This is a genomic window from Paenibacillus sp. VT-400 (assembly GCF_001029205.1).
GTDB lineage: Bacteria > Bacillota > Bacilli > Paenibacillales > Paenibacillaceae > Paenibacillus > Paenibacillus amylolyticus.
In genome coordinates this window covers 2,338,504-2,357,085 of sequence record NZ_LELF01000067.1, presented here as the reverse complement: position 1 = coordinate 2,357,085, position 18,582 = coordinate 2,338,504, and the positions used below count along the sequence as shown (strand labels likewise).

At 44.3% G+C, this 18,582-nt stretch carries 13 protein-coding genes; 1 reads left to right on the top strand and 12 read right to left on the bottom strand.

Features of this window, described 5'->3' with window-relative positions; translation table 11 throughout:
* Positions 1-84: 84 nt before the first annotated feature.
* The 9 genes from EL84_RS21105 to EL84_RS32580 all read right to left on the bottom strand — a co-directional run bounded on the left by EL84_RS21105 (position 85) and on the right by EL84_RS32580 (position 13,535).
* Positions 85-2,346, bottom strand: coding sequence for a glycoside hydrolase family 3 N-terminal domain-containing protein (locus EL84_RS21105; RefSeq protein ID WP_053061552.1), 2,262 nt, complete (start codon positions 2,344-2,346; stop codon positions 85-87).
* Between the two features lie 98 nt (positions 2,347-2,444).
* Positions 2,445-3,365 (bottom strand): carbohydrate ABC transporter permease, encoded by a 921-nt coding sequence (locus EL84_RS21100; protein ID WP_036615816.1) that lies wholly within the window; start codon positions 3,363-3,365, stop codon positions 2,445-2,447.
* Between the two features lie 15 nt (positions 3,366-3,380).
* The gene (locus EL84_RS21095) at positions 3,381-4,322 is read right to left on the bottom strand and encodes an ABC transporter permease (protein WP_047844314.1); all 942 of its coding nucleotides are present in this window, start codon (positions 4,320-4,322) and stop codon (positions 3,381-3,383) included.
* Between the two features lie 321 nt (positions 4,323-4,643).
* Positions 4,644-6,320: an ABC transporter substrate-binding protein gene (locus EL84_RS21090; protein ID WP_036671156.1), complete on the bottom strand. Its 1,677-nt coding sequence runs from the start codon at positions 6,318-6,320 to the stop codon at positions 4,644-4,646.
* A 42-nt stretch (positions 6,321-6,362) separates the two neighbouring features.
* Entirely contained in the window at positions 6,363-8,024 is a 1,662-nt protein-coding gene (locus EL84_RS21085) for an ABC transporter substrate-binding protein (RefSeq protein ID WP_047842983.1), read from the bottom strand.
* Positions 8,025-8,145: 121 nt separating this feature from the next.
* Positions 8,146-9,882 (bottom strand): sensor histidine kinase, encoded by a 1,737-nt coding sequence (locus EL84_RS21080; protein ID WP_047842982.1) that lies wholly within the window; start codon positions 9,880-9,882, stop codon positions 8,146-8,148.
* A complete protein-coding gene (locus tag EL84_RS21075; RefSeq protein WP_047842981.1) occupies positions 9,864-11,450 on the bottom strand; it encodes a response regulator in 1,587 nt (528 codons plus the stop codon). The genes EL84_RS21080 and EL84_RS21075 overlap by 19 nt, the downstream gene beginning before the upstream one ends.
* 101 nt (positions 11,451-11,551) lie before the next feature.
* On the bottom strand, positions 11,552-13,000 hold the full coding sequence (locus EL84_RS21070) for a hypothetical protein (RefSeq protein WP_235431561.1): 1,449 nt from the start codon (positions 12,998-13,000) through the stop codon (positions 11,552-11,554).
* Entirely contained in the window at positions 12,954-13,535 is a 582-nt protein-coding gene (locus EL84_RS32580) for a hypothetical protein (RefSeq protein ID WP_235431560.1), read from the bottom strand. The genes EL84_RS21070 and EL84_RS32580 overlap by 47 nt, the downstream gene beginning before the upstream one ends.
* Positions 13,536-13,694: 159 nt before the next feature.
* Here EL84_RS32580 and EL84_RS21065 point away from each other — a divergent pair, with 159 nt between their 5' ends.
* On the top strand, positions 13,695-14,546 hold the full coding sequence (locus EL84_RS21065; RefSeq protein ID WP_047842980.1) for an AraC family transcriptional regulator: 852 nt from the start codon (positions 13,695-13,697) through the stop codon (positions 14,544-14,546).
* A gap of 113 nt (positions 14,547-14,659) precedes the next feature.
* Here EL84_RS21065 and EL84_RS21060 read toward each other — a convergent pair whose 3' ends face one another.
* The 3 genes from EL84_RS21060 to nfsA all read right to left on the bottom strand — a co-directional run bounded on the left by EL84_RS21060 (position 14,660) and on the right by nfsA (position 18,568).
* On the bottom strand, positions 14,660-16,978 hold the full coding sequence (locus EL84_RS21060) for a glycosyl hydrolase family 95 catalytic domain-containing protein (RefSeq protein WP_047842979.1): 2,319 nt from the start codon (positions 16,976-16,978) through the stop codon (positions 14,660-14,662).
* A 286-nt stretch (positions 16,979-17,264) separates the two neighbouring features.
* The gene (locus EL84_RS21055) at positions 17,265-17,690 is read right to left on the bottom strand and encodes a MarR family winged helix-turn-helix transcriptional regulator (protein ID WP_036671145.1); all 426 of its coding nucleotides are present in this window, start codon (positions 17,688-17,690) and stop codon (positions 17,265-17,267) included.
* 137 nt (positions 17,691-17,827) lie between these two features.
* The gene (gene nfsA, locus EL84_RS21050) at positions 17,828-18,568 is read right to left on the bottom strand and encodes an oxygen-insensitive NADPH nitroreductase (protein ID WP_047842978.1); all 741 of its coding nucleotides are present in this window, start codon (positions 18,566-18,568) and stop codon (positions 17,828-17,830) included.
* Between the last annotated feature and the right edge of the window lie 14 nt (positions 18,569-18,582).

The window sequence follows — 18,582 nt, the reverse complement described above, 5'->3', positions numbered from 1 at the left end:
GTACATGGATCGATAAAACAAAAGTTTGAAATAAAAAACGGATTCCGTATGCTGGAATCCGTTTTTTTCTTCATTAATTAAGCGTTAATCCGTTAGTACGGGTAACTGTCCTCCAGCTTTCAGTTGACCAAGCAATACTTTGATCCCGGCAGACGTATTTGGTTCCTGCTTTCCATACACAGCAAGCCCTGAGCGCACGTTCTGCAAATAGATCATCTCGTATGGGTTACCGAGTGAGAACAGCGTGTATCGCTGATTACTCTTGTTCATCGCATTAATCAAGGTTTGATAATCACTCCACCCGAACTGGCTGGCCACATTGCGGAATTGGTAAGAAGCTAGAATGACATAATTGGCTTTGCCAATCGCCTGGAGCGTTTCATTCATGTTGCCTTGTCCAACAAGTGATATTTCAGTCTTTAACGACAGGTTATTAGCGGCTTGCAACAGTTGTTTCTCAAGCTGTTTCGCCTGTTCCTGCTCGGCTGCGACAATAACAACCCGGTCGCCTTGCTGAATTGGATCAGGAAGCACACCTTCGCGACTGCTGAGTACAGTGACCGCTCGCTCTGCGATTGTCTGCTCCACTGCTCGGTGCGCCTTCGATCCGATGATACCGTTAAGCTGAGTTAGCTTTTGCGCAAGAGTTTGACTGCGTTCAAATAAACCATATTTCGCTTTCATCTCCAAGATTCGTTTCACAGATGCATGTATGGTTTCATCCTTGATCGTTCCATTGTTCACCGCGTTTACCAGCGTTTGATGGGCCGCTGCTGAATCTTTTGGCATAAGGATGATATCAACACCTGCGGAAACGGCGCGTTCCACCGATTGATTCTCCCCAAAATGCTCCGCAATTGCATTCATGGTAAAGGCATCCGACACGATGAGACCTTTGTATTCCAACTCTCCTCGAAGAAGTCCTGTCAGTACCTTTTTCGATAAGGTGGCAGGAATCGGCACAGGTTCTCCGTCTTTGAGGGAAGTAACATGTTCGTTGTCAATGGCAGGGAAAGCAATATGCGCGGTCATAATCATCTCTACATCATTTTTGATTGCAGCCCGAAACGGTTTTAATTCTACCGCATCAAGCCGTTCTCGGTTATGGGCAAGCACAGGCATACCAAGATGGGAATCTACCGTTGTATCTCCATGTCCCGGAAAATGCTTAACTGCCGCCATCACCCCTGATTGCTGTAGCCCTTTTATTGTTGCCAGACCAAGCCGTGTCACCAAATCCGCATCCGAGCCAAACGACCGTATACCAATGATGGGGTTATCTGGATTGCTGTTGATGTCCAGCACTGGCCCAAAATTAATCTGCAGTCCCAGTGCCTTCAGCTCCTCCCCTGTCAGCTGACCAGCTGCTTCGGCTAGTGTTGCATCTCCAGTTGCGCCAAGCGCCATCTGACCGGGAAGGTTCGTACCTCCTGGTATTCGCTTAATAACGCCTCCTTCTTGGTCGATACTAAGAAATAGAGGAATGTCACCTGCTTCTCTTTGTATATCATGTGTGAACGTTGTAAGCTGCGTCACGTCTACAATATTTTTGTCAAAAAGAATAAGTCCGCCCAAGTCCTGATCTCGGATACTGCGTTTCAGCCCCTCATTAACGGTCGTTGTCGCTTTACCATTCCATTCCCTAATGTCGGGCATAAGCATCTGACCAACTTGCTCGCTTACCGTCATATAGGATATCAGTTTATCCCAATCTTGTGTCCGAATGGCCGCTTCACGTTCGAAGCGAATTACTCTCGCCATAAATACGGCATATTCAGCGCGCGTGACAGCTTGATTTGGACGGAAGGTGGTATCTGAATAACCGCCGACCAAGCCGTTTGAACTCATAATAAGAATGGGTGCTGCTGCCCAATGCCTGTCCGTGTCTGTCCATTTTGCGGCGTTCTTACCTTCCACGAGTGCATATGCCCGTGTAAGGAAGGCCGCAGTCTCTGCGCGGCTAAGTGGTGCATCCGGACGGAAAGTTCCGTTAGGAAAACCACTTGCAAGTCCATTTTTAGCAGCTATCATGATTTCTCGATGGAAAGGATGTGTAGTTGGAACATCGGAATAAGTTGTGCCTTCCACTGCTCTTTGAAGCTGATCTGAATAGAGCTCGCGCACCATAAAAGTGACAGCTTGTGCCCTTGTCACAAGTGCCTCTGGCTTGAAGATCCCATTGCCGTATCCGGCTACTGTTCCCCGTTTCGCCATATACGTGATGCCATCCTCTGCCCACTTTGAATACTTTAGATCAACAAACGTTTCTTCCGCAGCTGCCGTTCCCACCCCTATAAGCATAGAGCCAACAACGGCACCAATAATCGTCATCCATTTTACATGCATTTGTTTCACTCCTGTTGTATTCTATGGATGAATAGACGTTACTACGGTATAGTTTGTTGCGTTTTCATAAGTTCAATGAAATTATATTCAGGTCATGACTATCCCTTCACGCCACCAATCGTCATACCCTGGACAAAGTATTTCTGTAAGAACGGATACACCATCAGAATAGGAACACTTGCAATAATGGTCATGGTCGCTCGAATCGAGGTTGGTGTGACCGCCGTTGCATTGCTTTCGGCAGACTGATAAGCATCACTTGCTGATGAAGTCGCTGAGGTTGTCGAAGTTTGCAGAATCTTCATCAACTCATATTGCAATGTGCTTAATTCTTTATTGGAAGAGTTGTACAGGAATACATCGAACCAGGAATTCCATTGTCCCACAGCTACAAAGAGTGATACGGTTGCCATTGCGGGAATCGTTAGCGGCAGGACAACGCGGATAAATGTCGTGAACTCCCCTGCCCCGTCAATACGGGCTGACTCCAGAATGCCTTCAGGAAGACCCTCAATAAATGAACGGATGACGATCATATTGAAGACACCGATTACACCCGGAATGATATATACCCAGAAGGAACCGATCAATCCAAGGTCTCGAATCAGCAGATAACCGGGGATCAACCCCCCGCTGAAATACATGGTGAATACAAAAAACATCGTAACAAACTTGCGAAGCACAAATTCCTGACGACTAACCGTATACGCGAGCATGGCTGTACAGAAGACGGACACCACGGTTCCAATGATCGTACGCAGCGCCGAGATCAGAGTTGCGTGATAAATATCGGATTCGCCAAAAATGTATTTGTAGTTGTCCAGTGTCCATACACGAGGCCATAGATATATTCCACCCCGAATGGCATCGTTTGCATTATTGAAAGATACGGCAATCATATTAACAAAGGGATAGATCGTCACAATCATCAGACATACCATGAAGATGATGTTAAAGGTGTCAAACGCTCGATCCCCGGTGCTGCTATTCCGCAAGCGGGATGTGTTTCCTTTTCGCATGGCATAGGCCTCCTTTTAGAATAGTCTGCTCTCTCCCATTTTTTTCGCTATATAGTTCGCTGAGAAAAGGAAGATGAAGCTGACCACCGTTTTGAATATGCCAGCTGCTGTACCTAAGGAAAAGTTCCCCATCCCTAATCCATATTTCAGTACAAAGATGTCCAGATTCTCCGAATAGTCCATATTCATCCCGTTACCCAGCAGATATTGCGGTTCGAATCCGGATTCAAGAATACTTCCCATGTTCATGATCAACAAGATCACAATAACCGGTTTCAAGCCAGGCAGGGTGATATATAACATCCGTTTGAAGCGACTGGCTCCATCAATCTCGGCAGCCTCATATTGCGCCGGATCAATTGCCGTAATTGCTGCCAGATAGATAATGGTGTTCCAACCGACATCTTTCCAGACCTCAGTTGCCCCCAGAATACCCCAGAAGTATTCTCCTTTCCCCATCCATAGTACCGGACTGTCAATCAGGTGAAGCTTCATCAGCAGCAGATTGATAATTCCGTCTGGTGACAGGACTGTTAATACAATGCTGGAAGCAACAACCCACGAGATAAAGTGAGGCAGATAACTGACGGTTTGCACAAAACGTTTAAATATGACATTTTTCAGCTCATTCAACAAGAGAGCCAGCGTAATTGCTGTCACAAATCCCAACACCAGTTTAATGGAACTCATAACGAGTGTATTTCGCAGCACCCGGTAGAAGGTATTGTCTTCAAATAACGTACTAAAATGTTGCCAACCTACCCATTGCTGATCCGAGAAGGACCTTGCCGGTTTGAAATTCTGAAAAGCCATGGTCCATCCCCATAACGGCAGGTACTTGAAGATAAAAGCCCAGATGACAAAAGGAATACACATCCAGGCAAGCGTTCGTTGCTGCACAAGTCGCTTAAAGAACGAGTGTGCTCTGGTTCCCTTCGGACTCGAGGCCGGAGGCATCGAGTTAAGGGAGACATTAGGTTTCTCCACGGTGAACCTGCTCCTTTCCTGTGCTGTTATTCATGCGAGGAGAAGCTGGAGTTTATGCTCTTTCGTCTTCTCCTGCGCATGTAACAGTTTGTTTTAAAGAGGTTGTTCAAAAAGTCCGCTTTTGATTACGAAAGACGCCTTGCGGCATCATCAGCATCGAATATGGAATTCAGCCGAAATGTCCGTTGCTCACGTAGTTTTCCCTACGCTCCGCTACTCCATTTCTAGCTTCATCCCATCTTCTTGGTACTGAAAACCGGTCTTATTGAACACGCACTTAAAGTGTTCGTATTACCATTTTCCTGCAACACGATCCTTCACAACTTTGGTAATGGTCGCTTCATAACCAGCTTTGTCCAATTTGTTCAATTCAGCCATGTAGGCATCCCACAATTTATCAAAATTCGATGGCGCTCCCAAGATCATCTCCGGCAAGTATTTACGTTGCAAATCATCCGATTTGGTCGTGAAGATCTGTTCAGGTGATCCTTGCTCCAATGCGATGGACCATGCCGGGAACCAAGGCCGCTCCTCCGGTTTGTTAAACAATTCACTAAAGGTTTGGATACCGTAGGCTTCAAGGAATTTCTTATCTCCCTCGGTGTAAGATGCAGCGGCCACTTCCGGCTGGTTGCCAGGGCTATAAGCGTTACCATCGGTTAGTGTAGATTCACCGCCATATTTCGGCCAGTCTGTCCCAAAGTAGGTGAACCCGAATTTACGGCTGAGCTCCAGATCATCATGAGCCTTGCGTTGATCTTCATTTGCATAATAGAATCGGCCCTTTTCATCCACACTGTACGTCTCATCCTTGATTCCCCATTGCACCAGAACCTGATTCTCTTCCTTCAGCAAATTATCAAAATATTTGATGATACGAACAGGGTCTTTGGCATTCACCGAGATACCTGTTGCATAGTTGTTGACAAAGCCGGGAGGATCCACATACTGATCCTTGATTCCTTCATCAAACACAATCGGAAGTGGAGCGTAGCGCTTCTCATCAATGCCTGCAGAGAGCAAGTTTTTCGATGCATCCCCAATCTGCCAGCCATAATTGAAGTATCCTAACACACGACCCGAAGTCAGCTTGGCCAAGTACTGGTCTTTGTTCATCGTAAAGGATTCCGGATCAAGCATGCCTTGAGCATTGATTTCATTTAACTTCTGAATCCATTTTTTCTGAGCATCTGTTCCCGCGACGACTTTTGCTTCATGGGTTGTCATGTCGACCATGACACTGCCATCGTTCGGATAACCGGCGAGATGCATCGCTGGATTTTGCAAGGTGAAGAAGTTATTGGCCACACCCGCAAGTGACACAAATCCGATCGTCTCTGCACCGTCGACAGTTGGATGTTTTTCCTTATAATCCTGAATTAGATCAAAATATTCATCCAGTGTAGTGATCTTGGGATAATCAAACTCTTTGAGCACAGATCGTTGAATCCAGAAAGCTCCTCCGCCCACATTTGGGCTACCTGAATACTCACCCTGATTAGCCGTATAAGGCAGGGCATAGATTTTTCCATCTTCGGCATTTTTCATTTTATCGAAATATGGTCCATACACCCTTTTGATATTAGGACCGTATTCCTCAATCAGATCATCCAGCGGAATATAGGCACCGGCATCCAGTAACTTGGACATCTCACCACTGGAGCTAATGACATCAGGATAGTCTCCACTGGCAATCATGACACCGGCTTTTGTAGCACTATCACCTACCAGATATTCCATCTTCCAGTCCACACCCGTCTGCTCTTGCAACGCTTTACCGATGGTTGTTTCGCTTGCCAGAACATCCTTCTTGCCTGGAGAGAACATGTAATACGAGAACGTGACTGGACTGTTCTCATCATCACCTGTGGCTGAAGGCGCTGATGACGAACTGTTCTGACTGCACCCAGCCAGCAAAGCTGTTAGTAATACAGCTAAACCCGCTGTTCTAAATTTTGGTTTTAACATGTGAATATTCCCCCGTTCCGTGTTTTCTCTTATGGATTACACTCACCATTTGCCAGCTACACGATCCTTAACTGCCTGTGTTATCGTAGCTTCGTATGTTTTCTTGTCGAGTTGATTCAATTGACTCATATATTCATTCCATGTGTTCTCGAAAGTGGAAGGCGAATCCATAATCATTTTGGGTAAATATTTCTTCTGGAGGTCTTCTGCCTTGGTGATAAAAATCTGTTCAGGAGAGCCCTGCTCCAGTGCAATAGACCAAGCAGGAGACCAAGGACGCTCATCCGGTGTGCTGAATAGTTCTGTGAATGTCTCCACACCATATTTCTCTAACAACAGCTTGTCACCGTCCGTGTAACTAAAGGTAGCCACTTCTGGTTGGTTGCCCGGTCCATAGGCGTTGCCATCCTCCAGCACGGAGTTATTCCCGTAACGAGGCCAGCTGTAATTAAAATAGTCAAAGCCGAATTTACGACTTAATTCTGGATCTTCATGTGCCTTGCGTTGGTCATCATTTTCAAAGTAAAAGCGACCCTCATCATTCACACTATACGTCTCGTTCTCAACACCCCATTGAACCAGAATCTGGTTTTCTTCCTTGAGCAAATTATCAAAATATTTAATAATTCGCACGGAATCTTTAGCATTTACGGTAATTCCCACACCGTAGTTGTTCACAAAACCTGGCGGGTCCACATACTGGTCTTTGACACTGTCATCAAATACGATCGGGAGAGATACGTATCGTTTATCGTCAATACCAGCCTTCTTGAGGTTGTTCGTTGCATCTCCAACTTGCCAGGAGTAACTGAAATATCCCAGCACCCGACCGGACGTCAACTTGGCGAGATACTGATCCTGGTTCATTGTGAAGGATTCTGGATCAAACATCCCCTGTGCGTTAACCTCGTTCAGCTTCTGAATCCATTGTTTCTGATAATCAGATCCGGCTACCAGTTTGGCTTCATGACTCTGCATATCCACCATCACACTGCCATCGTTTGGATAACCTGCCAGATGCATAGCCGGATTTAGCAGGGTGAAAAAGCTGCCCGATTCACCAGCAAGTGTGGCGAAGCCGATGGTTTCTTTTCCATCGATCTGCGGATGCTTTTGCTTGTATTGCTCAATCAAGTCAAAATATTCGTCCAGCGTTTTGATCTTGGGATAGTTAAACTCTTTTAACACAGCACGCTGAATATAAAAGCCGGTCTGAAAATTAGGCTCTGACACATAACCGATGTTGGCAGTGTATGGCAAGAAGTATATTTTTCCATCCTCCTGTCTGAATTTGTCCATATAAGACCCGTATACCCGCTTGATGTTAGGCCCGTATTGATCGATCAGTTCATCCAGCGGGATAAAAGAGCCTGCATCCATCAATTTGGCCATTTCACCACTGGAGTCGATGATGTCGGGGTAATCCCCACTCGCAATCATTACACCTGCCTTGGTTGCACCGTCGCCCACCAGATATTCCATCTTCCAGTCAACGCCTGTTTGCTCCTGTAGCTTCTTGCCAATGGTCGTGCTGCTTGCCAGAATGTCCTTCTTGCCACCGCCAAACGTGAAATATTTAAAGGTGACCGGAGTGTTGTCATTACTGTCAGGATAAGAGGCTTCCGGGCTGGCTTTATTACAACCTGCCAGGGTTACAGCCAGTAAAATGGCCAGACCTGTTATAATGTTTTTTTTTCTAAACATGTAGCAAATGCCCCCTTAAAGTATTATTTGTGTCTTTAAGCCTTCTCAATATATCAAGATAGCGCTTTCAAAGTTACCCATGAAAGTGTACCTCCTACTTTGAAAAGTATATCCCTCGTATTTAGTCGCCTGGCATGGCTGATGGATCAAATGGAAGCTTAATTTGGATACGCGTACCTTCTCCTTCCCATGTCTGGATGTCGAATGTAAAGTGATTTTTATAACAAAGTTTTAAGCGACTATACGCATTTTTCATGCCAACATGCTCTCCCATATCGGTGTTTTGATCCAAGTAACTTAACAACTCTTCCAATTTTGCTTGTGACATCCCTATACCGTTATCCGTTAGTCTGATATGGAGCAGGTCATTTTCCATTGAAACGAAGAGTTGAATGATGCCTACACCCGGAGATGACTCAATTCCATGAATACTTGCATTCTCAACAAAGGGAAGGATAACCATCTTGGGGATTCGGTACATCAGTACCGCAGGATCTGCCTCAATATTGTATTGGAGTTTTTCTCCAAAGCGGTATTTCTGAATTTGCAAAAAACTCTCGATGAGTTCCAATTCTTCCTTCACTGTCACATCATTCTGATTCCAACTAATCGACTTGCGAAACATCTTGGCCATGTTATGCACGATTTTGGCAGTCTCTTTCTCACCTTTGATGAGGCTCCGCATACGTACCGACTCAAGGGTATTAAACAAAAAATGAGGGTTGATCTGACTATGAAGTGCATGAAGCTGCGCTTGCTGCTGCTTTAACTCCAGGTCTTTCTTTTGGATGTCGGCGAGATATACCTCATGAATCAGGTTATGGATCGTCTCGGTCATTCGATTAAATTCCATCGTGAGTTGACCTATTTCATCTCTTGCATCTTCAGGCGGAATCGTCTGGAAATTCTGTGTTTTTACTTTTTTCATATGTTTCAGAATACGTACCAGCCTGACATGGATGGTTCTGGACATAGTTGCGATGATAATAGTTGGCAGAACAAAATTAATGCAAGCCAGCCAAACGACGAAGGAACGGGACTTCCGCACCTCCTTCAACACAATTTCTTCATCCATGACCCCTTGCAGGGACCACCCTTCCAGATAGTTGATGCCTGTATACGTAAGTTCAAAGGGAATCATTTTGTTCGGAAACTGTATCTCGCTGTAACGTTTCCCTATCTGAGCTTCGGCTGTAGAATCATTTGAAAATTGTATGTGTCCTCCCGGATCAAGAAGATACACTTTTCCATCAAATCCGCTGTTGTGAAAATACTGCTTGATCATATCCATGTTCAGGTCAATTTTAAGTAACTGCTCTCTCCCCCCTGTGTCCAGATTGTCGAGCCGTTGAACCAGACTTAACATCTGATCCGATGAGATCAGTGCCGGATAAGGGGCGGTGTATGCCTGAAATTGAACGTACCAGTTAGAGCTTCGGACCACGTCAGTTAAACGATCAATATAACCGGAAGATAAAATGGTAGAATTATCGGTATACACTTGATACCAGCGAATTCCCTGATTCATTTGACCGGAGAATTGCCCTTTTAGATAGGAATTATAAGCGTCAATATACTCAAAATGACTTTGAAATGAACGGGAGATGGTGTCATTGAATACAGGGTCAGTATATAACGAATAAGAGAGGCCGACGCCCTGATCAATGGTTACCCGCAGGTCGTTCTTCAGATTGTTCAGTGCCATGCCGGCATCACGAGTTTTCTGACTGCGAATATTGGCGGATGTGACATTATAGAACACCACATTGGTGACAACGATGGGAATAAACACAGATAAGACATACATAAGCAGTAGCTTATCTCGAAGCTTCATGTAATTCAGGTTCCATCTTGGCATTGTGCACCTCGCTGCTCATTTCCCATAAGGAGATTGCGATACTCTGTAGGCGATAACTTAACCAATTTCTCAAACTGGGTTACAAAATAATCCGCATTCTGAAATCCTACACGTGCAGCAACCTCGTACATTCTCAGATCCGTCTGGCGTAGTAACTTCTTCGCCTCTTGAATCCGCAGGTTCAGCAGATAGTCATTGAAATATTGATTGTAACTTTTGCGGAATAACCGCCCTAGATAAACGGGATTCATATAGAAGAGCGCAGCAATGCTTTTGAGATTGATGTTCTCGGTATAATTTGTATCAATATATCGTTTGATCTTGCTGATATCCCCTTTGGATCGCTCCATTCGTAAATGAGAGACATAATCCTCGGCTTCCTCCAACGCGATGAGAAATGCATTCTTCAATAGTCGTAAATTCCAACCTTCATGATTTTGTTGTGCCAGCTCCTTTAGCTGCTGCAACCCTTCATCATTACCACCCATTTCGTGGACTACAGCAAGAATACCCGTTATATAACGCAAAAGAGAACCCGATACAGCTTGAGGAGAAAATCGATTCATATGAAACAATTTGAATTTCTCTTCTACAATCTTGTGATAAGCTGACCTATTCCCCTCTTCCAGGCTCAGAATTAATTGATCCACCTCGTCTTGATATACATTGAAAACAAACAGCGGTTTGTCCTTGATCTCCGTATAACGTACGATACCTCCAGTTTCAGCATACTTATGCTTGGCTGCTTCTTCAGCCGCCATAAGGGATTGTGTGACATCACCAATCTCTTTGGCAAGTGTTCCTGCGTAAAGACCGATATCCAGGTTAAACCTTTTGCTCAGTGTTATATGAATATTATGCAGTTTATCCTGTAATGCCGAGCCCGCTTGATGATGATCAGGCCACAACAGTAATAAAGTAAACATGCCGCGTTGTTGCTCACTGATGAACATTTTGCATACATTACTCTCCAGAGAATGTACTGCTTCACGTAGCTGTTCAATCGTAAATTTAATTGCATCTAATCCGGTCTGAAGTTCAATCAAAGTTATGAGCAGACTGGAGTTACGATTGATCCCAAGCATCTCGGCATATCGATGTTCATCTTCCTTCTGTACATGGCCTTTGATCACATCCTCCAGCATGATGTTACTGGCCTGTCCCTCAGCCAAAAGAATATGTTTTCTTTTATTGCAAATCAGATTAGCTGACTTCTGCAACGTCGCCGTCAGTTCTTCATCATCAATAGGCTTCAGGATATAGTCATGAACACCGTACCTGATTGCCTGTTGTGCATATTTGAAGTCATGATAACCACTGATGATAATGAACACAGGTTCGAGATGTGGCATTTTCTCTACGGCACGTATCAGTTCCAGTCCATCCAGGATTGGCATACGGATATCTGTTATAATCACGTCTGGTTGCAGGCATTCAATCAGATTTAATGCCTCTACACCGTTCTCTGCCTCTCCGATAATCTCCATATTAAGATCCATCCAATTTATGAGTTCATACAGCCCCTTTCGTACATACATCTCGTCATCTACCAGTAATACTTTTAACATCCGTGTGTCCCCTTTCCTCCAACGAAAATAAACCGCCGGTAGCATGTCTCCCTATCGGCGGCATCTAATATGGTGACTGTTTTAGTTATTGCATAATAAATTCATTCAGGTCGCGCATAATCCCAATAGTCGCCAACGAGGCCTTCAATGATCGATCCACTGGCCCATGGCATCAGGCAAAACCAGGTGCTGGCTAGTGTACCATCCGCATATTTTTCAGTGACCAGTCCTTCCGAATGACAGAAGCGTTCAGACATCCATCCTTTTTTGCCATAGCCGAATTCTTGATCATAACGATTATAGGTCTGACAACCCCACTCGATGGTATCCATCATACGTTGACGAACATAATTCTCGTCCCGCTGTCCAACATAATACAACAGCTCGTCCACTAGATTGCTGGACATGGGGTGAATATGCGGATTAGCTACAGAAGTAACACTTCCCCCGGAACTGGACCAGCCTAATGTACTGAGTGGCGGAATCTTAATAGGTGAGTTGTAACAAAATTTGAAGCTGAATTCATAGCTGATTGCATCTCTCATGTGATCTAGATGCAGCTCGTCACCGGTCAACGCGTGCAGAAACCGAACAGCTTTGATGTAAGCCAGAATACCTTCCGAATCAACAGCTTTGTCCGCATCCAGCGGAGCGCCGTAACATTCCATATGTTGCACATAGGTATTGTAATAGTGGGCTTCACTGCGTCTGAGCTCATCCAGAGAAGATTCATCATGGGTTAACCAACTGTAATATGCCTTGGCAGCAAGACACCAGACTCCACTAAAAGCATCATATTCAAGACCTGCTCCGGTCCGCTCTGACAAAATGGTGGGATATTCTCCATCCGTATTTTTCGTGCACTCCAGACGATCAAGTATTTGTTTGACGTAAGCAAGCCAATCATCGTGTCTCACATATCGAATGCGCTTCTCATAATCGTAGCTTTTCAGAATGTAGAACATCGCTTGAGCTACAAGGTAAGAGGAATGTCCTGGGGTACGCATGCCGTCGAACCACCAGCCTTTAACACTCCAGATCCCATCCTGATAAGCGTCATACGGAAGTCCCGATTCGGGATTCATGGCATTCTCGATAATATTGGTAATACAGGATAACGCCTGCTGTCGCATGGGCTCATTATTCAGGCGCAGTGCGGCCATAAGCATTGGTGCAGCGATGGTCATACCATTTGTCCAACTGATTGAGATAATTTTGTTGTATCGGTAGCCATCAGTTTCAGCAGCATCTTCATATACAAATGTTGAATAATGACGATCCTCCGGAAGCCAGGCATATTCATAGATGGCATTGGACAAATCCGTTACCGTTGTCTGAATGTCACTTCCTTCTCTTGGTTTTTCGTGATACCTCCTATAGATTGTTTCCAGTGCAGGATTGATACCCAGTTCTGATTCAGACTCGTAGTTATATAGTTCAAGAGTGAGCCCAACTGATTCACCTGCCGCAAGTTCAAAACAATTTTCTCCAAGGGCAGCTCGCTCATGGACAAGTCCTGGATTTGATAAATAACAACGGAGCATTCTCATATCCCAGCGTATATCCGACCGTACCCTTTTCAATAGAACATGTGAATCCCCCATATTGCACGAACGTTCCTTCCATTCCTGGATACCATTGCTGCTTCTGGTTTCCCGTATTGATCCAGTAGGGACTTGCGCTTAGACCAACAATCCGACCTTCATCATAGATAAGTGCAGCCGGATGAGACAGACGATCGCTTCGGACCATCCACCAGGGTGATGAAGGGCGAGAAGGACTGCCCTCCCTTAGTCTAGGGAACTCATTTGGGACATTCTGGGGTGCTTCGCCCCGGTTGCGGCCATACATAAATGCAGGTAAAAAAAACCTCGGATTCTGTTTGTCCAACGGCATTTCCACATGAATAACCCCTGCCCAGGCATTCTGTCCCTCGTTGTAAATCTGAATGTCGGCTTGCCATGGAGCTTCTGCACTGCCGTTTCCGCTTATTACTTTTACGCTAGCTTTGAGAGCATGCTTGTCCAGTGCCGTGTATTCTACGGTGTCCTGCACTTTACTTCTAGCCGTGAAAATCAGATCCATCTTTTCCTCCAATCGCGTTGTGCACACCTGAGTGGAAACGCTTGCAATTATGTATCCATCATGCTAGGATGGTTACATTTTATAGGTTCACGTCTGCAATTTCATTGCACAAACGGCTATATTTATTGCGCGAAACGACAAGGAGGTCATATATCTGATATGAATGAGACTTCAGAATACCTGTTTGATCCAATCCAGAATGAGCTGTTGTACCTTCATCGCACCACCACGTATTATATGGGAACGTTTTATCATCGACATAATGCATATGAACTCTACTTATTTCTTCGTGGCAATGTGAATTTCTATATTGAGAACCGTTGTTACCATTTGCAACGTGGCGATCTGCTCGTTCTTAGCCCGGAGGAGATGCACCGTTCCTTTGCCTTGGACAAAAACGAATATGAGAGAATTACCATAAATCTGAAAAAGTCATATCTGAACCGCTTGTCTACGTCAAGCACCAACTTATCCGCATGTTTCGACTACCGTCCCAAGGGTAAGGGTAATATCGTACATCTTGAAGAGGACGAGCTTCATCGAGTGCTGCAATTAGCTGGCGAGCTTGAACAGTGTCTCTCATCAAGTGACTATGGAGCGGATATTCTGGGGAATATTTTGATTACTCAGTTACTCCTTCTAACGAATCTAACTTTTCAAAATACGGATTTTGTTGCAACGGATATTATGCCTGAACTAGTTCGAAACACGATGGATTACATTGAATGTAATCTGACGAGGCAACTGACCCTCGAACAATTGTCAGAGGCTATGTTCACGAATAGCAGCTATATTAGTCGACAATTCAAAAAGCATACCGGACTAACGATTCGAGCATACATTCTTAGTCGCCGTATAGAGCTGTCGAAATCTTATTTAATCGAAGGTTTAAGTATTACAGAGGCCTGTTATCAATCCGGTTTTGGAGATTATGCCAATTTTATTCGCAGCTTCAACAAGCTGGTCGGCACTTCACCTGGTAAATTTGTTAAATATGGAAGTCTTCTTTAAACATTGTGTTGAGTAAAACACGCCAACTCTTGCCTATATCTTATCTCAGCAAAAAAAAGAGCGAATACCGGCAGTTTTGTCAGCCGGTATTCGCTCAGGTAATCGGTAAATTCTTATTGATTATTCCAGTCGTATCCTCTTAGTTCAATTATTGAATTGGGGCCAGGAAAGTTTAATTCTATCTTTTGGTCCAGATAGGATACGGTTACTCTTGATTCTGCAATAGAGCGAATTCTGGCATTTAACAGATTACCATTTTCCCATTCCAGATCTATTTCAAATCCGCCACGAGCCCGAATACCACGAATATATCCTTTTGGCCACGCTGCTGGTAAAGCAGGTAACAATCTGATTACTTCGTTATGACTCTGGAGAAGCATCTCTGCTATCCCTGCAGTACCTCCAAAGTTCCCATCAATTTGAAATGGAGGATGGTCACAAAACAGATTGGGTAACGTGGAGGAACGTAGAAGTTCCACGATGTTATCGTGTGCAAGTTCCGACTCCTCTAATCGTGCCCACATGTTGAGAATCCACGCCCTGCTCCATCCTGTGTGTCCACCACCGTGTTCCAGTCTTCTGTCGAGTGTTACACGAGCTGCCTTGGCCAGGTCAGGCGTTGATTGCAACGTAATTTGCGTTCCAGGATGCAAAGCGAATAAATGGGAAATATGTCTGTGACCCGGTTCCAATTCATCATAATCGTTACTCCATTCTTGGATCTGGCCATGTTTGCCAATGGAGGTCTCCGGTATTTTGGTTAAAGCACTGCGGAGTACTTCTCCAAATTCCTGATCTTCTTGCAATATTCGGGTACTTTCAATGCAACGCGTGAAGAGTTCTCTAATAATCTGATTGTCCATTGAAGCACCAAAACATAAAGCCCCCGACTCTCCATTATCTAATATATAGCGATTTTCCGGTGAGGACGAAGGACATATCACCCAATTGCCGGAAGGATCCTCTATTAGATAATCCAGAATAAAGATAGCCGCATCTTTCATCGTGGAGTAAACTTTTTTGAGAAATTCAACATCCTTATTGTATTCATAGTGGTCCCATAGATGTAATGAAAGCCATGCTCCTCCCATAGTCCAAAACGTCGATGTCATGCATACATCCTGCGGAGCAGCGTCTGCCCAGATATCCGAATTGTGATGAGCAACGAACCCCTTGCATCCATACATGGTTCTAGCGGTTTCCTTTCCCCGGACTTGCAGTCGATCTATAAAATCAAACAATGGAACGTGACATTCAGACAGATTGCAGCTTTCTGCAGGCCAGTAGTTCATCTGTGTATTAATATTAATCGTATATTTGCTATCCCATACAGGAAGCATGTCTTTATTCCATATCCCTTGAAGGTTTGCCGGTAAAGAACCTGGACGACTGCTTGAGATAAGCAGATAACGACCAAATTGAAAGTATAGACTCATCAGTTCCGGATCATGCTTGCCAGCTCTAAGCCGCTCAAGGCGCTGATCGATTGGAAGTTCGGAATATACAACATCTTTATTTTCATCTTCGAGATGGATATCCATCTTTTCGAATAAGGATTGATAGTCCGAGACATGATCGGCGAGCAGTTCGCTATATGGCTTTGTTGAAGCGGCCTCAATTCTTCGGAGGCACTCCGCTTCAAGTTGTTCCTTAGGTACTCGGAAATCCGTGCAAGCCGTGATTAGAATAGTCGCTGAATCACCATTCTTCAGAGAAAGCTGACCGCTTGAATAATGAACCTGCCCTCCTTCAGATATAAGGCGAATCGCACAACAAAATCGGATTCCTTCTTCTCCCCCACTTCTTCCCCGGATGATCAAGTCATTCGTTCCACGCTTCTCGATCCGGTCCAGATAGGATTGGAAACCAACAGGATGCTTAAGAATATCGGAATAGGATGTTGATTCCAGAACAGCTCCCCTGCCAAAAACAGTGGAGAATGATAACTTTCCAGGCACGCTAGATTTGAGATGAACAACGAGCACTTGATCCGGGTAGCTAGCAAAATAATCACGGCTGTAAATGGATTGATCTGCGGTATAATGCACGTTTACCTTGCCTTGTTCCAGATCGAGATGTCTTTGATATCCATTTGGTTCATGTTCACTGTGATCCATAGCGATATAGAAGTCCCCTAATGGCTCATAATGCCTTTGCCCGTCAGGAACACCTACCAGAGTATCTGCTGCGAGTTCTTCTGCTTCCCTAATCTTACCGTCAAAAATCAGGCTTCTGATCTGAGATAAAGATTCAAGTGCTTGAGGATTATTCCGCTGCATCGGCCCACCATACCACAGACTATCTTCATTAAGCTGAATTCTCTCGATCTGTGTTTTCCCAAAAATCATGCCTCCAAGAGTTCCATTTCCGATAGGCAATGCCTCTTCCCATGTTCCAGCAGGTTGATTAAACCAGATATTTTTGGTCTTCACGTTAAAACCTCCAACGAATTATAATTCCTCATATTTTCATGTTTAGTGTGTTCCGTTTGTATGTTCTTTCAGTGTACTGTAATCTCTTAAGCATCTAAATGAACAAAATTAACTTGAATTATCACAATCTTATCCCAACATTAGAGGTGTAATCGTGAATTCCGAAACTGACAGTACAAATTCTTTGTTCTGGGCAAGAAAGTATAGCTATTGGCAATAAAAAAAGCCGCTATTATAGCGGCTCTGTTTCGTTCATTTATTTAGCTTACGTGAATGTTGGCATAAGTTATAAAATATTTCGCTCCATTTGTTGCATGAATTGCCTCAATATCAGCCGATCTTCCGAAGAAATGGATTGAAGTAGTTTCTCTTGTTGCTCTCTCCATTTATGCTCAACCGGTTTTTCTAATTCTTTGCCCTTATCGGTTAGAAAGATACGCATGATCCTTGCATCCTGTACATCACGCTTGCGATATATAAATCCGTTCTGCTCCAGTGATTTGACCATGTTTGTAACCGTTGGTGGTTCGCATTTCATATGTTCACTTAGTTGCATCTGTGTTACCCCATCACCCAACCACAGCCGGTACAACAGATTATCTTGTCCTACATAGAGATTAAGTTCCCGAAGAGATTCACTATAATTTCGTCGCATTTGGGAGGAAATTCGGTCTAAAGACTGTCGAATTTCACAATCTACTGTATCTGTCATGAACGATCCCTCCCTACATCCGAATTATATTTAGCAGACTAAATGTATCATGGAGATATACAGGTGTCAATTCACCTTTGTGTCGTCTTTAAGGGCCTTTTCCTATCCAAGTTTCACCCGAAAGATTGGTTTAGTCCTTATTTTTTGGCAAAACCTTGTTTGTTCAAATAGGTCATCATTTGCGGTTGAATACTTCTCTCGAGGTGATCCTGGATATGGTCACTCCATCCTTTTACTTTTTTTACGGTGAAAGGGGCTCTCGTCGGACGATTTTCATAATACTTCAGCATGGTCTCATCATAGATTGCTAATTTCTCTTGATCCATTGGTTGGTATTGATTATCAAGCAATACCATGGATTGAGGGAGTCGAGGTTTCAGTTCCGGCTTATCTCCAGCTGGATTACCGATACATAACCCCACCAGAGGGATAACATATCTAGGTAAATTCAATACGTCAGATAGTTCGCTAATATTAGCTCTGACCGCACCAATGAACACTCCGCCAAGTCCCAGCGATTCAGCCGCGGTTAACGCATTTTGTGCCATCAGGCCAGCATCGAAAGAACCAATCAACAGAAATTCAATATATTCAATATCCACATCCGGAGCGATTTCATGATTTCGGTTGAAATCTGCACAGAAGATCCAGAATTCGGCCGCTTCTTCAATATAGGGTTGATCGACACACAGATGTCTGAGTTTTTTTCGAAGTACTGGATCTGTGATGCGTATAATGGATACCGCCTGCAGAAGACTGAACGATGAAGTTTGATTTGCTGCCTGAAATATTGCATCTATTTGTTCCTCAGTTAGGGGTTGAGATGTGTAAGAACGAAACGATGTATGGTTATGAAGCAATTCGAGTGTGTTATTCATTAAAAAGCTCTCCT

What these genes read in the sequence shown, in the direction of transcription:
- EL84_RS21075 (WP_047842981.1), bottom strand. Translation starts at nt 11,450, where the DNA reads ATGTTAAAAGTATTACTGGTAGATGACGAGATGTATGTACGAAAGGGG.
- EL84_RS21095 (WP_047844314.1), bottom strand. Translation starts at nt 4,322, where the DNA reads ATGCCTCCGGCCTCGAGTCCGAAGGGAACCAGAGCACACTCGTTCTTT.
- EL84_RS21065 (WP_047842980.1), top strand. Translation starts at nt 13,695, where the DNA reads ATGAATGAGACTTCAGAATACCTGTTTGATCCAATCCAGAATGAGCTG.
- EL84_RS21105 (WP_053061552.1), bottom strand. Translation starts at nt 2,346, where the DNA reads ATGCATGTAAAATGGATGACGATTATTGGTGCCGTTGTTGGCTCTATG.
- EL84_RS21100 (WP_036615816.1), bottom strand. Translation starts at nt 3,365, where the DNA reads ATGCGAAAAGGAAACACATCCCGCTTGCGGAATAGCAGCACCGGGGAT.
- EL84_RS21080 (WP_047842982.1), bottom strand. Translation starts at nt 9,882, where the DNA reads ATGCCAAGATGGAACCTGAATTACATGAAGCTTCGAGATAAGCTACTG.
- EL84_RS32580 (WP_235431560.1), bottom strand. Translation starts at nt 13,535, where the DNA reads ATGGATCTGATTTTCACGGCTAGAAGTAAAGTGCAGGACACCGTAGAA.
- EL84_RS21055 (WP_036671145.1), bottom strand. Translation starts at nt 17,690, where the DNA reads ATGACAGATACAGTAGATTGTGAAATTCGACAGTCTTTAGACCGAATT.
- EL84_RS21085 (WP_047842983.1), bottom strand. Translation starts at nt 8,024, where the DNA reads ATGTTTAGAAAAAAAAACATTATAACAGGTCTGGCCATTTTACTGGCT.
- nfsA (WP_047842978.1), bottom strand. Translation starts at nt 18,568, where the DNA reads ATGAATAACACACTCGAATTGCTTCATAACCATACATCGTTTCGTTCT.
- EL84_RS21090 (WP_036671156.1), bottom strand. Translation starts at nt 6,320, where the DNA reads ATGTTAAAACCAAAATTTAGAACAGCGGGTTTAGCTGTATTACTAACA.
- EL84_RS21070 (WP_235431561.1), bottom strand. Translation starts at nt 13,000, where the DNA reads ATGAGAATGCTCCGTTGTTATTTATCAAATCCAGGACTTGTCCATGAG.